General features: G+C 65.4%; 11 protein-coding genes. 5 read left to right on the top strand and 6 right to left on the bottom strand.

Translation table 11 applies throughout. From position 1 onward, the window contains the following. The first annotated feature begins 106 nt into the window (after positions 1-106). From QX034_RS26825 to QX034_RS26805, 5 genes are all read left to right on the top strand, one after another. On the top strand, positions 107-1,384 hold the full coding sequence (locus QX034_RS26825; protein ID WP_315705363.1) for an amidohydrolase/deacetylase family metallohydrolase: 1,278 nt from the start codon (positions 107-109) through the stop codon (positions 1,382-1,384). 1 nt (position 1,385) lies between these two features. Then, positions 1,386-3,758 (top strand): xanthine dehydrogenase family protein molybdopterin-binding subunit, encoded by a 2,373-nt coding sequence (locus QX034_RS26820; RefSeq protein ID WP_315705361.1) that lies wholly within the window; start codon positions 1,386-1,388, stop codon positions 3,756-3,758. Then, a complete protein-coding gene (locus QX034_RS26815; protein WP_315705360.1) occupies positions 3,755-4,582 on the top strand; it encodes an FAD binding domain-containing protein in 828 nt (275 codons plus the stop codon). The genes QX034_RS26820 and QX034_RS26815 overlap by 4 nt, the downstream gene beginning before the upstream one ends. Then, the gene (locus QX034_RS26810) at positions 4,579-5,775 is read left to right on the top strand and encodes a 2Fe-2S iron-sulfur cluster-binding protein (protein ID WP_315705359.1); all 1,197 of its coding nucleotides are present in this window, start codon (positions 4,579-4,581) and stop codon (positions 5,773-5,775) included. The genes QX034_RS26815 and QX034_RS26810 overlap by 4 nt, the downstream gene beginning before the upstream one ends. A 958-nt stretch (positions 5,776-6,733) precedes the next feature. Then, positions 6,734-8,665: a sigma-54-dependent Fis family transcriptional regulator gene (locus QX034_RS26805; protein WP_315705358.1), complete on the top strand. Its 1,932-nt coding sequence runs from the start codon at positions 6,734-6,736 to the stop codon at positions 8,663-8,665. Between the two features lie 87 nt (positions 8,666-8,752). Here the strand turns inward: QX034_RS26805 and QX034_RS26800 are convergent, their stop codons facing one another. From QX034_RS26800 to QX034_RS26775, 6 genes are all read right to left on the bottom strand, one after another. Further along, complete coding sequence (locus tag QX034_RS26800; RefSeq protein WP_315705357.1) at positions 8,753-10,381, bottom strand: molecular chaperone GroEL; 1,629 nt, start codon at positions 10,379-10,381, stop codon at positions 8,753-8,755. Positions 10,382-10,457: 76 nt separating this feature from the next. Beyond that, positions 10,458-11,246: a metal-sulfur cluster assembly factor gene (locus tag QX034_RS26795; protein ID WP_315705356.1), complete on the bottom strand. Its 789-nt coding sequence runs from the start codon at positions 11,244-11,246 to the stop codon at positions 10,458-10,460. Positions 11,247-11,251: 5 nt separating this feature from the next. Beyond that, on the bottom strand, positions 11,252-12,289 hold the full coding sequence (locus QX034_RS26790) for an amidohydrolase family protein (protein WP_315705355.1): 1,038 nt from the start codon (positions 12,287-12,289) through the stop codon (positions 11,252-11,254). Between the two features lie 103 nt (positions 12,290-12,392). Further along, positions 12,393-12,749 carry an MmoB/DmpM family protein gene (locus QX034_RS26785; protein ID WP_315705354.1) on the bottom strand — a complete coding sequence of 119 codons (357 nt, stop codon included), beginning with the start codon at positions 12,747-12,749 and terminating at the stop codon, positions 12,393-12,395. 42 nt (positions 12,750-12,791) lie between these two features. Further along, the gene (locus tag QX034_RS26780) at positions 12,792-13,889 is read right to left on the bottom strand and encodes an aromatic/alkene monooxygenase hydroxylase subunit beta (protein WP_315705353.1); all 1,098 of its coding nucleotides are present in this window, start codon (positions 13,887-13,889) and stop codon (positions 12,792-12,794) included. Positions 13,890-13,937: 48 nt separating this feature from the next. Continuing rightward, complete coding sequence (locus QX034_RS26775) at positions 13,938-15,002, bottom strand: 2Fe-2S iron-sulfur cluster-binding protein (protein ID WP_315705352.1); 1,065 nt, start codon at positions 15,000-15,002, stop codon at positions 13,938-13,940. Positions 15,003-15,040 lie beyond the last annotated feature (38 nt).

Raw genomic sequence — 15,040 nt, 5'->3', positions numbered from 1 at the left:
GTAATGCGAAGTATGCTTCGTAAATCGGTCGGCGCATCATCCGCGCCGGCTCGTCGAGGACAGCTTTGACCGGGACAAACAAACAACCCGGATAAGGAGAGCTTGCATGTCCGTGAGCGCCTCGTTTGACCTGCTGCTGCGCGGCGGCCGCGTCATTGACCCCGCCTCCGGCATCGATGGACTGAAGGACGTTGCCATCCGCGATGGCCGCATTGCGGCCGTCCAGTCCGACATCCTGCCATCGAGTGCCAAGGACGTCGTCGACGTCACCGGCCAGCTCGTGCTGCCGGGACTGATCGACACCCACGCCCATGTCTATCAGTACGTCACCGGCCGCTTCGGCATGAATGCGGACATGGTCGGCGTGCAGTCGGGCGTCACCAGCCTGATCGACCAGGGCGGCCCCTCCTGCATGACCCTGCCCGGCTTCCGGCACTTCGTCGCGGAGCCGGCGCAATCGCGTGTCTACGCGTTCCTGTCGGCCTATCTGGTCGGCGGCCTCGAGGGCCACTACTACCCTGATCTCTACCGGCCCGACTGCGTCGACATCGACGCGACGGTGAAGTCAGCTATCGCCAACCGCGACCTCGTCCGCGGCATCAAGGCGCATGCCGAGATCGGCGGCTTCGCGCGCTGGGGCATCCGGGTCATCGAGATGGCAGCGGAGATCAGCCGCCGCGCCGAGCTCCCCGTCTATGTCCATTTCGGCCAGCTGTGGGGCCTGCCCGCCAGCGGCACCAACGGCGAGGATGTCGACACCATCCTGGAGCGCGTCATCCCGCTGCTGCGTCCGGGCGACGTGCTGGCCCACCCGTTCACGCGGCATCCCGGCGGCTTCGTCAACACCAGGGGCGAGGTGCATCCGGTGATCCAGGCCGCGCTGGCCCGCGGGCTCAAGGTCGACGTCGGCCACGGCAGCCATTTCTCCTATCGACTGGCGCGCAAGGCGATCGACGCCGGCATCGTGCCGCACACGCTCGGCGCAGACATCCACGGCTACAACACGCATGTGCCAGCGCCGGCCGGCACGCCGGACGAGCATGCCGACGACGAGAACCATCCGTTCGCGGGCCAGGCCAAATTCAGCCTCGTGCAGGCGATGAGCTCGCTGATCGCGCTCGGGCTGACGCTGGAGCAGGTCGTGCCGATGGTGACGTCGAACCCCGCAGCCATGCTCGGACTATCCGATCAGATCGGCGCGCTGCGTCCAGGCATAGAGGCCGACGTGAGCGTGCTCCGCGAGAAGCAGGGACGCTTCGTGCTGCGCGACAACGAGAAGACCGAGGTGATCGCCGAGAAGCTGCTGCAGCCGGTGTTCTGCCTGCGCGCCGGCATCCGCCACGACGCCAAGGCGCCGATCCTGCCCGCAGCGGTCGCGGCCTGACGTGACGGACGCGGCCCCGACCGCCTCGGATGCCCGCGCACAGCGCGGTGTCGGCGCGCGCTTGCCGCGCAAGGAGGACGACCGTTTTCTGCGCGGCCGCGGTCAATACGTCGCCGACATCAGGCTGCCGGGACTGAAGGACGTCGCCTTCGTGCGCAGCCCGGTGGCGCATGCCAGGATCATGGCAATCCATATCCCTGACGCGTACCGCGACGTCGTCTTCACGGCCAACGACCTCGCCGGCATCAAGCCGATTCGCGCCGTCTCCGGCCTGCCCGGCTTCAAGATCTCTGAGCAGCCGGTGCTGGCGACGGGCAAGGTGCGCCATGTCGGCGAACTCGTGGCGATGTGCGTCGCGCGCAGCCGCGCCGAGGCCGAGGACATTGCCGCGTCCGTCGAGCTCGATCTGGAGCCGCTGCCTGCGGTGCACGACATGCGGCTGGCGCGCGAGGCCGGCAGCGCGCTGGTGCATGAGCACTGGGGCGACAACGTCTTCCTGGAAACGAACTTCGAGGTCGACATATCAGCTGCGCTTGACGCGCCGATCAAGGTGACGCGCGAGATCTCGACCGCACGCCAGTGCATGGCGCCGCTGGACGGCCGTGGTGTCGTCGCGACCTTCGATCACCGGCTGGATCAGCTCACGCTGCATACCGGCTCGCAGATGCCGCACATCGTGCGCAACGGCCTGTCCGACTGCCTCGGCGTCGACCAGGGCCGCATCCGCATCATCGCGCCGGATATCGGCGGCGGCTTCGGCCACAAGGGCATCCTGCTGCCCGAGGAGGTCTGCCTGAGCTGGCTCGCCATGGAAAAGGGCTGGACGGTGCGCTGGCTCGAGGACCGGCGCGAGCATTTGAGCGCGAGCGCGAATTGCCGCGAGCACGCCTATCACATCACCGTCTATTCCGATCGCGACGGCCGCCTGCGCGGCATCGACTGCGTGGCCACCGTCGATTCCGGCGCCTATTCGTCCTATCCGTTCTCGGCCTGCCTCGAAGCGGCGCAGATCGCGAGCATCCTGCCGGGGCCGTATCGGATGCCGGCCTATCGCTGCCGCACCTACTCTGTCGCGACCAACAAATGCCCGATCCTGCCCTATCGCGGCGTAGCCCGTACCGGCGTCTGCTTCGCGCTCGAGCTGCTGCTCGATGCCGTCGCGGCCGAGGCCGGACTCGAGCCCGGCGAGGTCCGGCTGCGCAACTTGGTGCAGCCGCAGGACATGCCGTTCGACAACATCACCAACAAGCATTTCGACAGCGGCGACTATCCCGGTGCGCTGCAGCGGGCGCTGACGGCGATCGATGTCCCCGCGGTGCGCGCGCGCCAACAGCGCTGCGAGCCGGATGGCCGGCTGGTCGGCACCGGCGTCTCGATCTACTGCGAGCAGGCCGCGCATGGCACCTCGGTCTATGCCGGCTGGGGTATCCCCATGGTACCTGGCCATGAGCAGGCCACGGCGCGCTTGACGCCCGACGGCGGGCTCGAGCTGCGCGTCGGCGTTCATTCGCACGGCCAAGGGCTCGAGACGACGCTCGCCCAGATCGCGCACGAGATCCTCGGCGTCGATCCCGGCAACATTCGCGTCGTGCTCGGCGACACCGCAATGACGCCGTACTCCACCGGCACCTGGGGCTCGCGGTCGATGGTGATGGCCGGCGGAGCCGTGGGCACCGCCTGCGCGCAACTCGTCGCGCGCGCCACGCGCATTGGCGCCAAGCTGCTGCAGCTCGCGCCCGAGGCCGTTGTGTGGCGCGAGGGCCGCGCCTGCGGACCGAACGGCAGCGTCAGCCTCGCCGAGATCGCCCACACCTGGTACCGCAGGCCGCAGGACCTTCCCGCCGACGTTGACCCGGCCGGCCTCGAGGTTACCAGCGGCTACAAGCCGGTGCGCGACAGCGGCACCTTCTCCTACGCGGCGCATGCCGTCACGGTCGCGGTCGATCCGGATCTCGGCGAGGTCGAGCTGCTCGACTACGTCATCGTCGAGGATGGCGGTGTCCTCGTCAATCCGATGATCGTCGACGGCCAGATTCTCGGCGGCCTGGCGCAGGGCATCGGCACCGCGCTGTACGAGGAGATGCCCTTCGACGCCGCCGCGCAGCCGCTGGCGACGACGCTGGCCGACTACCTGCTGCCGGGTCCGACAGAAGTCCCCGAGCCGCGCCTGTTCCACATGGAGACGCCGTCGCCCTACACGATGTTCGGCGTCAAAGGCATCGGTGAGGGCGGTGCGATCGCGCCACCGGCGGCGATCGCCAACGCCGTCAACGACGCGCTGCGGCCCCTCGGGGCAGAACTCATGCAGTCGCCGCTGTCCCCCCGCCGAATTGTCGCCGCGGTGCTGGCCGCCAAGCGGGCGAGCTCGTCGTGAAGGCCGCATCGTTCGCCTATGAGCGTCCCCACAACTTCGGTGCGGCACTCGACCTGCTCGCCAGGGCTGACGGAGCAAGGATCGTGGCGGGCGGGCAGTCGCTCGGCCCGATGCTCAATCTGCGTCTGGTGCAGCCGCCGCTCATCGTCGACGTCGCCGGCCTCGCCGAGCTTCGCACTGTTGATCGCGATGGCGACGATCTCGTGATCGGCGCCGGCGTCACCCATGCCGACATCGAAGACGGTCGCATCCCCGACGTGACCCATGGCGTGCTGCAGCGGATCGCCCGCGGCATCGCCTATCGCGCCGTGCGCAACCGCGGCACCATCGGGGGCTCGCTCGGTCACGCCGACCCGGCTGCCGACTGGGTGACGACGCTTGCAGCCCTCGGCGCGGGCGTGCGGCTGACGAACTCCACCGGCCGACGTGACCTCGCCGTGACGGAGTTCATCCAGGGCGCGCTGCAGACGGCGCGGCGTCCCGGCGAGCTCCTCACCGCAATCCGCCTTCCCTCCCTGTCGTCCACGGCGCGCTTCGGCTACGTCAAGGCCTGTCGCAAGCCCGGCGAATTCGCTCATGCGATGGCCGCCGTCCTGATCGAGCCGGACAAGTCCCGCAGCCGGGTCGTGATCGGCGCCATCGACACGACGCCGATCGTCGTCGACGATTCATCCCTGTTCGGCGGAACGCTCACCCATCTCAGGCAGCAATTCGATCGCGACCTCGCCGACCGCCTGCTGATGCAGGCCGGCGTGACCGATCCGGCCGCCCGCCACATCCACGTGAGCGTGCTCGCGCGGGCGATCGCGGAGGCCGACGCATGACGACGATCCAGCTGACCGTCAACGGGCGCGCGACCGAGGCCGACGTCGAACCGCGCACCCATCTCGCCGACGTCCTGCGTGATCAGTTCGATCTGACCGGGACGCATCTCGGCTGCGAGCACGGCGTCTGCGGCGCCTGCACGCTGCTGCTCGACGGCGCTCCGGCCCGCTCCTGCATCACGCTCGCGGTAGCCTGCAATCGTGCCGCCGTCACGACCATCGAAGGCCTGGACGAGGATGAGATCGCAGCCGAGCTACGCACGGCCTTTGCGCGCGAACATGCACTACAATGCGGCTACTGCACGCCCGGCATGGTCATGTCGGCGCGAGACCTCGTGATACGTCTCGACAATGCTGACGAGCAGGCCATCCGTGTCGGGTTGAGCGGCAATCTCTGCCGTTGCACCGGCTATGCCGGGATCGTGCGCGCCGTCCGCGCCGTCATCGAGGCACGACGAAAACGAGGCATCGCCGCCGCGATCGGCGCAGGACGGACATCGCTCGGTCCTGTGGGATCACAGACGGGCGCGGTCGCGACCACCATCTCGTCGGCGCTGACAGCGGTGACGGACATCAAGATCTCCCGCGGCATCGCCCTGGGTTCGCTCGATCCTCCCGACACGCCCGCCAAGAGCTTCGATGCGTCGTTCACGGTGAACGCCGCGCCCGAGCAAGTCTTTGCGCTGTTCGGCAGGCCTAAGACCCTGGCCGCATGCTTTCCCGGAGCCACCATCAACGCCATGCCATCCCCGAATTGCATCGAGGGCGAGATCAGGGTTGCGCTTGGCCCGCTTGCTGCCGTGTTCCGCGGCGCCGCACGGATCGAGCGCGATGACGCAAGTCTGTCCGGCCGGCTGATCGGCACCGGACGTGACCAGCAGAGCCGCAGCTCGACCTCCGGGCAGATCAGCTGGCGCATGCTTCCGATCGACGAAGGACGGGCAACCCGCGTCGAGCTCGCCATACGCTATAGCCTCTCCGGTCCACTAGCGCAGATCGCGCGCGACGGTTTGGTGCGCGATCTGGCGGCGCGTCTCACGACGACGTTCGCGCAAAACTGCGACCGGCATCTCAACGGGACGTTGAATCCGGCGGCGACTGCCGAGCCGCAGCGCCTCAACGCACTTGCCCTACTGATGGACATCGCACGGACACGTCTTATGGCCTTCGCGCAGCGCCTGCGCGGGCAATGAAGCCGCCTCTCACCGGCGGACTGGTTCCCGTCCACGGTCAGCTTTGAATGAGCGCCGAACGCCAGCGCGGAACATCGTCCCGGCACCTGTCTCCACGTTTCAAACAGCGGACAAGCTGAGCTTTCTCGCGGCGAGTGCGCCGAGCTTTGCCATCAGTCGACCTCTTCCTCCGAAGAAGAGGCACAGGGAAGACCGGGTATCGGCTGATACAGTTCACACCACGGATCGACGTTAACAGCATCTATTCAGCCGTGGCCGGCCGCAGCATGGCGCGGATCTACCAATGCTAGTGATTTATCCGCAGAGACGGTCTTCGGTCTCCAAGGTCCGCGCCTCTATCGACCTCGCCGTCCCGCGGCCGAAGAAGCAATTCGCGCTGCTGGCGGATAGCACGGCAAGCCGTCGTAAGTCCGCGGCCACGGCTGTGTCGCCTCGCCCCCCCCCAGCGCGGCCTTCCCTCGAGAACCACATGAAATGTAGTATCCCGTTAACACGTCCGACCTGCGGGACGATTGATCCTATCCCGCATCGCACGCTGCTACGCTGGACGCATTGATGTTTCGGTATGTCGTGGGTTTCCACCGTTCGGATGGCGCGCATGTCAATGTCGCTGGACAGAAAACATGCGCGTTCAAATTGTCGCATGATTGATCGGCAACGCGATGAGTTCGGCTTTGCGCAGTTGACCAACGCGTATAAGGTCAGACGTTACCAGCGTCCACGAAGCGCTGGAACGTCGGGGATGTGAAACGCGAGCAAGGTGGTTGACGGGCCGAGCTCGTCGCCCTCGTCGTCGTACGCGCGGCTGTCTTCCGACATTTTGGAGGTATCAGGTTCGATACGCTCGAGCGATTCGACGATTGCGGCTGATGAGCGGCCGGTTGGCCACGACATTCGCAGCAGACGTTTGATCGCGAGGCGAGTGGGCAGCGGGCATCGACACGTTGGAGGAACCGGAATGGACCAACGAGACGTACGGGCCGCATGGCAAAAATTCGTCGAGCGCGGCACGCTGTCGGGCGAGCTGAGATCGACGGTGGCCGCGTCGTGGCAGCGGTCCAGGCAGCACCGCATCACGGTCGATCGCGCCAAGGCGCCGCTCGTTGCGGAAGCGGAATTGTTTCGCCAGCGCTCCAAGAATGCCTCGCTCCGCCAGGCCGCCCGCTGCGCGCTGCAGAACTCGAAGACGTTCCTGAGCGAGGCCGGCTCGATCATGATCCTCGCCGATCCCACCGGCCTGATCGTCGATACCCAGGGCGATGCCAGGGTCATCGATGCCGGCCGCACGGTGCATCTGGAGCATGGCGGGCGCTGGAGCGAGGCCGATATCGGAACCAATGCAATCGGCGCGGCGCTGGCTGAATCACGCCCGGTCCAAATTCACGGCGCGGAGCATTTCTGCACCGAGGTCCAGCGCTGGACCTGCGCCGCCGTTCCGGTTCACGACCCGAGCGACGGCGAGCTGCTCGGCGTTGTCGACATCTCGGGCCCGGCGAGCACGTTCAATCCGCAGAGCCTGGCGCTGGCGGTTGCGGTCGGCCATCACGTCGAGAGCGTGCTTGCGCAGCAGGCGCGGCAGGACAAGGAGCAGCTGCTGTGCGATTTCATCGCCAAGCGGGCGTCGTGGGCGACGGAGGAATGCATCCTGCTCGACCGGCGCGGCGCCATCCTCCATGCGACCGAGCGCGGGCTGCGCGCCATGAAGGACAACGGGCTCAACACCGACGGCGACGCGCCGACGCGCTTCCTGAAAGCGGTCCAGTTCGAAGACTGGCCGGCCAAGCTCAGGGAGATCCTGCCCCATGCGAGCTTCGAGCTCGTCAAGAACGGCAGCACCGGTGTCGGCGCGATCGTCGTCATGCATGCCCGGCGGCGCGCAGTGGCGGATCGCAGCAGCCTCAACGCGAGAGAGACGCGTCAGCGCGGCGACATCCCGCCGTTGGCTCCGTCGCGAAACGCGCAGACATCGCCTCCTCCAGCGAAGCCGACAAGCAACAAGAGTCCCGGCTTCGTCGCCCAGGACCCGAACGTGATTGCGATCGTGCGGCGCGTCGAAGGTGCGGCGGTGCGCAAGATGCCGATCCTGATCCGCGGTGAGACCGGCACCGGCAAGGAGCAGCTGGCGCGACATGCGCATGCCGCCAGCGGACGCACCGGCGCGTTCGTTGCGATCAATTGCGCCGCCCTGCCCGACAGCCTGATCGAGGCCGAGCTGTTCGGCTATGCCGACGGCGCGTTCACCGGCGCGCGCCAGGGCGGCGCCACCGGGCTCGTCAAGGAGGCGAATGGCGGCACGCTGTTTCTCGACGAAATCGGCGACATGCCGGTCGCACTCCAGGGCGTGCTGCTGCGTCTGCTCGATGACTGGACGGTGCGGCCGGTCGGCGGCACCGCCTACAAGGTCGATGTCTTCCTGGTGTCTGCGACCAATGCCGCGCTCGACCGGGCCATCGCCGATGGCCGCTTCCGCGCCGACCTGCTCTATCGCCTCAACACGCTCGAGGTCAGGCTGCCGCGCCTGCGCGATCGCTGCGATTTCGATGCCATAGCACGCCAATTGCTGCGCAAGATCGATCCCGGCTGCGACATCACGCCGGAGGCGCTGCAGAGACTTGCGCCAAACCATTGGCACGGCAACATCCGCGAGCTCGGCAACATGCTGGCCCGCCTCACGCTCGGCGTGTCCAATGGGCTGATCGACCAGGCCTGCGTCGACACGATGCTCGGTGCGGCCCCTGCACCGCCGGCAGCAGAATCGCTCCAGGACGTCCAGCGCGCCCGCATCCTGATGGTCTACGCGGAAACGTCGGGCAATGTCAGCGAGACCGCACGGCGTCTCGGCGTATCCAGAAATACGATCTACCGCGCGCTCGGACAGCCGCGGCCATAGTCCGGCGTGCGCGTCATCCCACGCATCCCGTGAAGCCGGACGTGGACGTCCGGCGTCACGGCTCACCTGCAGCGTAGGCCAAGCGGCTCAAAGTCGCTCGGCGCCCCCACCCAGGGCCGGACCAGCCGTGGGGTCATAGTCGTCCGGCTTCTTCGCGATCAACGTCTGCGTTGTCAGGATCAGCCCGGCGACGGAGGCTGCATTGCGAACCGCGCTGTAGCAGACCTTGACCGGATCGACGATGCCGGCCTTGACGAGATCGACCGACGCGCCGTTGCGCGCGTCGAGACCGTGGCCGTTGGCACCCTTGGCGACCTTCTTGACCTCCGCCTCGGCATCCAGGCCAGCGTTGGCAGCGATGTGAAACAGCGGGCGGCTCAGCGCGCGCTGGAGCAGTTCCGCGCCCTGCCTCAAGCTGCCATCAAGGCCGTTGATCAGGTCGTCGAGCTTTGGCGCCGCCTTCAACAGCGCAAAGCCGCCCCCTGGAACGATGCCCTCCTCGATAGCGGCCCGCGTCGCATTGATCGCATCCTCGATCAGCTGGGTGCGGCGCTTCTGTTCGACGGGCGTCGCTCCGCCCGCCAGGATCATCGCGGTGCCGCCGGACAGCTTGGCAATGCGCTCCTGGAATTTGTCGCGCTCGATATTTTCCGGCGCCGCATCATATTGCCGCATCACCTGCTCGCGGCGCGCGGCAATCTTCACCGGATCGCCTGCTCCTGCCGTGATTAAGGTTTTGGAGGCGGAGATCCGCACCTGACGCGCTGCGCCGAGATCCTGCAGCTCGGCCTTCTCCAGCCGGCCGCCCAGATCGACCGAGATCACGCGGCCACCGGTGGTGATGGCAATATCCTCGAGCATGGCCTTGCGCCAATGGCCGAACTCCGGCGGATGGATCGCGGCGACCTTGAAGTTGCTCTTCTCGCGGCGCGCCAGCAGCTGCATGATCACGACCGGCGCGACCTCCTCGGCGATGATCAGCAGCGGCCGGCCGCTCCTTTCCACCAGCGAGATCACGCCGGCGAGCTGCTCGCCGCTCTGGATCTTGTGGTCGGTCATCAGGATGAACGGATTGTCGAGAACGACCTGCATGCGCTCGACATCCGTCACCATGTGATGCGAGAGATAGCCGCGCTCGAAGGCCATGCCTTCGACGACTTCGAGCGTCGTCTGGACCGTGCTGCCGTATTCGACCGCGACGATGCCGTGCGTTCCCGCGCGCTCGAACGCTTCCGCGACCATGTCGCCGAGCGCGGCATCATTGGCCGCGATGCTCGCGACCGCCCGCAGGCCTGCCGATCCCTGCAGAGCCATCGCGGATCGTTTCAGGTTCTTGATCGTTTCAGCCACCGCCAGCTCGAGGCCTTCCACCAATTCCACCGGATTCGCGCCGGCGGCGAGGCTCTTGAGGCCATCCTGCACCAGCACGTCGGCCAGCACCGTCGCCGTCGTGGTGCCGTCGCCGGCGGTGTCGTTGGTCTGCTTCGAGACCTCGCGCAGCACCTGGGCGCCCATGTTCTCGAACGGGCATTCGAGCTCGATCTCGCTCGCGATGCTGACGCCATCGCGCGACACGATCGGTGTTCCGATCGGTCGATCCATGATCGCGTTCATGCCCCTCGGCCCCAGCGTTCCCCGCACCGCCTTGGCAAGCTTGGCAACGCCGCGTCCCAATGCCGCTCGCGCGGCTTCGTCATGCAGCATGATCTTCGGCATGTTCTCAACCTCCCATTGGCCTGGTCGTTCGCCCCCATCATGGCCGGCGCGACCGTTGTTGTTGTCCCCCGGCCGATCAGGCCGAGACTCGCGTTTTCGGAACGAAGGGCGTCTCGAGATCGAACCGCACCGACAGCAAACCGCGGCACAGCGCACTGTTGAATTCGGCGTTGACGCCGACACGCCTCAGCCCTGAGACGTAGGCGGAAAATCCACCGGCGCGCAGCGGCGATCCCGCAGCATCGACGAAGGCCGGCATCTGGTCGCGGGCGGCCGCCACCACATCGCGCCGCTCGAGATAACGCCGCCGCAGACGATCGCCTTCATCATCGACGGGAAGGCAACGAAGCTCCGCCAAGGTGAGCGCGGTGATCGTTTCAGGCACGTGTCCGAGCTCCGTGAGATGATTGAGCAAGGCGACCTGGCGGCGCTGGAAGGCCTTGAGGAGAAACGTCCGGCGCAGATCGTCCAGGTTGCCATCGGCCTCGACGCCGAACGTCTCCTGAAACGACAGGCCCTGCGCCAGCCCGGCGTTGATCTTGTCGGCAAACATGTGCTCGCCGAGGACCACGCTGACGCTTTCCACCCAGTCGAGCGCGCTGACGGCACGGCGCATGTCGTCCGCCATCAGGAACGAGAAGTTGGCGGCACACCAATAGGTCGGCAGCCGGAATTCGATGTCGACATGATTGCCCGCGTCGACATCCGCCCTGATGACGAAGTTGAGATCGACCACCGATTCATCGAGCTCCGGGTCCGTCACGCCGCGCAGGCAGGCCCACAGCTCGGCCTGCCTGGTCTCGACGTGCCTCGCATAAGCCTGCCGGTCCCGTTCCGGCAGACTCCTTGCAACGCGCCCGCTCATGACGCTCACGCCGGCACGGGTTCAGACAGATGCGCGTAGCCGCCGCCGGCCCGGATCTTCTGCTTCTGGGCTTCGACATCAATTCCGTAGAGCCGCGCCGCGTTGAGGCCGAGAATCTTGGTCTTGGTCTCCAACGTCAGCACCGAGCCGGTTTCCCTGGTGATATCATCCGGAATCTCGAACGCCATGAACTTGTCGATCAGCCATTTCGGCGTCCAGATGCCGTAGTCGCTGCCGTACAGGATCTTATCCGGCCCGAGCCAGAACAGCAGCTCCGACATCACGTGAGCGAAATAGCCGGGACGCGAATGAATGAACGGCAGCGCCACCGCGATCCCCGCATAGACATTGGTCTCCTGGGTCGCGATCCAGCAGAAATCGTCCAGCCGCGGAAGCCCGCAATGCTCGACGATGAAATTCAGATCCTGGAACGAGGTCGCGACGTCGTCGATATCGGCGACATCGAACGCATCACGATTCAACGGGATGATTGTCGGCCCCTTGTGGACGTGAACGTTCTTGATGCCGAGCTTCTGCGCCGCCTCGAGGTAGCGGTAGGACTCCTTGTCGGACAGCTTGTAGCCCTTGGACTCGCCGCGCCATTCCGCCGTGTACAGCTTCACGCCTTGGAGCCTGTGCTTCTCTGCCAAGGCATGAAGATCCTCCAGGCCCTTGCTGCCGTCCCGCGGATCGAACGCGCCGTTGAGGATGAAACGGTCCGGATGGCTCTTCTTCATCGCGGCGTTGCGTTCCGTCGTATTGAAACCGTTCTTGTAGAAATCCGTCAGATAGGTCGGCTGCAGGATCGCCATGTCGTCATAGCCCGACACGAACAGGTCGTCGAACATCGTCTTGGCGTCGTACTTCTCGAACTTCGCCTTTTCCCACTTCTCCGATGGCGGACTGAGATTGGAATGATAGGCATAGAAGCAGTCGATGAACTGCTTGCCGTGAATGTTCTTCTGGTTCGCGGGACTGCCGTCCCAGAAATGGGTATGGCCGTCGATCACGAAAATCTCTTCACCCTTCGCCGTCCTGTACATTGTGCGTCTCCCGCTCCCAAATTGATGTTATGAGGCTCGCCGTGACGGCGTCGCCGATTGGCCCGGCCGGCCTGAGGTCGGCCGGGCGTTCTGCGCGGTCGGATCAGACGATGTATTTCATCATCTCGTTCATGTCGCCGAACAGCATCACGGTGTTGTCGTCGATCATGACCATCCGTCCGTAGTGGGTCGAGGTCGAGATTTCGAACAAATGCGGCGTCATCTCGCGGCCGAGCTCCTCCGAGATCTCGTCCATCTTGAATTCCATCTTGCCGGTGCCGTCGATCCGGATCATCGCCGGCATGTGGGTCACGGTGATGTGGTCGTGGCGGCTCATCACCTCGGCGATGGCGCGCGCCTCGACACTGTCGTTCATCGTGACCCCGCATTGATGAGACACCGTGTCCTCGAACGTGATGTCCTTCATCGATTTGAAGATGTTGTCGGCTTCCTGCATCATTGTCGCTCTCCTGACGGTTTGACTGATGGTCGTGGGGTTCGGCTACGAGGCGAGACCGGCCGGAACCGTCAGGCCAAGCTCGGCGGCAATGCCTCTGATCCGGTTCTTGGCCTGCGCAAGGGCATCACTGAAGGTCACGACCTTGACGCGCGGCTGCGACCAGATCGGCTGGAGGCGGTTGGCCGCGTCGAGCGCGAGCTCGGCATGCTTGGCCAGCCATTTATTGAACAGCGCGATGTTGTGCGCCGAATGCGTGGCATCGGTACCCAGGATGTGGAACAGCTCGACCGTGTTGGCGAGATTGCGCTCGTAGTCGGCCTCCGCAGCCGAGACCACGGCCGGCGTGATGAAGTCGTTCTGTGCCGAGGCGGCCTGCATCAGGAAGCCGGACCGGAACAGCTCGCCGACCAGGGGCTCGAAGACGACGTTGGTGGCGAAATACTGCTCGAGATAGTCGTTCGAGCCCATCACCGACTCGATCGACTTGCGCACGCCCTGCCAGATCGGATCCTCCAGCCAATGCTGCTTGCCCGCGTTGACGTCGAAGCCGGGAAGGTCGAGCGCGATTTCACTCAGATAGAGCGTGATGTCCTGCGCGAAGCGCAGCTTGTAGGACGAGTTGGTCAGAATCGCATTGTTGACCATCTGGGTATAGCCATAGCGCTGCGCCTGCATGGTCGACGTTCCCAGCCCGAACTCGGCGTGCTTGTAGGCGCCGAGATGGTTCTGCAGGATCTTGACCCAGGCCGGGTCGAAGCGCGACGGCGCGCCGGACTTGCGGCCGTTCTCGATGGTGTTCTGCACCATGCCGCAGATCGTCGACTGCCGCTGATAGTGCGTCCGCTCCCATTCCTGATCGACAGCACGGAATTTGTGCCAGTTGGAGCTCTTCGCCGCCGTCCAGTCCTTGCTGTAGGTCGGCGTTCCGTCAGGAAAGGAGATGATCCAATCCTGCAGCAGATAGCGCTCCGGATCGGGCTGGACATCGACCGTCATGTCCTCGTAGTGCGTCGCCTTGCGGCCCTTCGGCTCGAAATAGTTGTATTTGCGGCTATCGGAGCCGGGAAAGACTGCGGATCCCGCCGCTCCCGATTTGACGGCTGACGGCTCCGCCGCGACTCTGCCTGCTTGCATGCTCATGATGGCCTCCCTCTTTTGCTCTTGTGTTGCGACGATTTTCGAACGCCGTCATCGCACTGCCGGCGTAAACTTGTCGAAATAGATGTGGTCCGGCTCGACACCATTGCCCTGCAGGATCGGCAGCACGGCCTCGATCATCGGCGTCGGGCCGCAGGCATAGGCGTCGATCGTTCCCGCCAGCCGTTCTTCGCGCAGATGCCGCGCGACCACCTCGTGGACGAAGCCCGTCTCGCCGTCCCAATGGTCGTCGGGACCGGCATGCGACAGCGCCGGCACGAACTTGAAATCCTCGAGTTGCTTGCCGATCGCCATGAGCTCGTCGAGGTAGAACAGATCGGCGCGCGTCCTGGCGCCGTAGAAGAAGCGGATCGGCCGCTGTTCGCCGCTCGCGATGTGGTCGGCCAGAATTGACCACAGCGGCGACATGCCCGACCCGCCGCCGATCAGCAGCATCGGACCGGTTCGCTCCTCGCGCCGGAAGCAAGTGCCATAAGGGCCCTTCGCGATAACCACGTCACCGACGCCGAGCCCCCCATCGAGCTGCGCGGAAAAGGCGCCATTGGGATATTTCTTGATGATGAAGCGGAGCCTCACGTCTTCGCCCGGCGCGTTCGCCATCGAGAATGCGCGGGTGATACGGCCGTCGTTGATCGTCAAATCGACATACTGGCCGGCCCAGAACTTCATCGGCTTGTCGATGTCGATCTCCAGCAGACGGATGTCCGACGTCAGCGCTGTGATGGCCGCGACGCGGCCGTGAACCGTCTTGACCGCGATCGATCGCCTGAGCAGGTCTTCGTCGTAGTTGAGCAGCTCGAAGCTGACATCGCTATAGGCGTGCGTCCGGCAGAGCAGCACGTGCCCGTTTTCGCTCTCATAGTCCGGCAAAGCGAAGGTCGAGTATTTCATGAGCTCGATGTCACCGTCGACGAGCTTCGACTTGCAGCTTCCGCACTGGCCTTCCTTGCAGCCATGCATCAGCGAGATGCCCTGGCGGAACGCCGCATCGAGCACGGTCTCGCCTTCCTCCACCTCCATCTCGATTCCGACGGGCTCGAAACGAACCTTGTGAACCTGCACGTCCGTCATGACAGCCCCTCTACCAACCGACATCGACAACCTCCCCGACACACGCAAGCTGATGAGAGCAG

This window comes from Bradyrhizobium sp. SZCCHNR3119, from assembly GCF_032487775.1.
Classification (GTDB): domain Bacteria; phylum Pseudomonadota; class Alphaproteobacteria; order Rhizobiales; family Xanthobacteraceae; genus Bradyrhizobium.
Note: the sequence above shows the minus strand (reverse complement) of the source record. Positions and strands in the feature narration are given on the sequence as shown.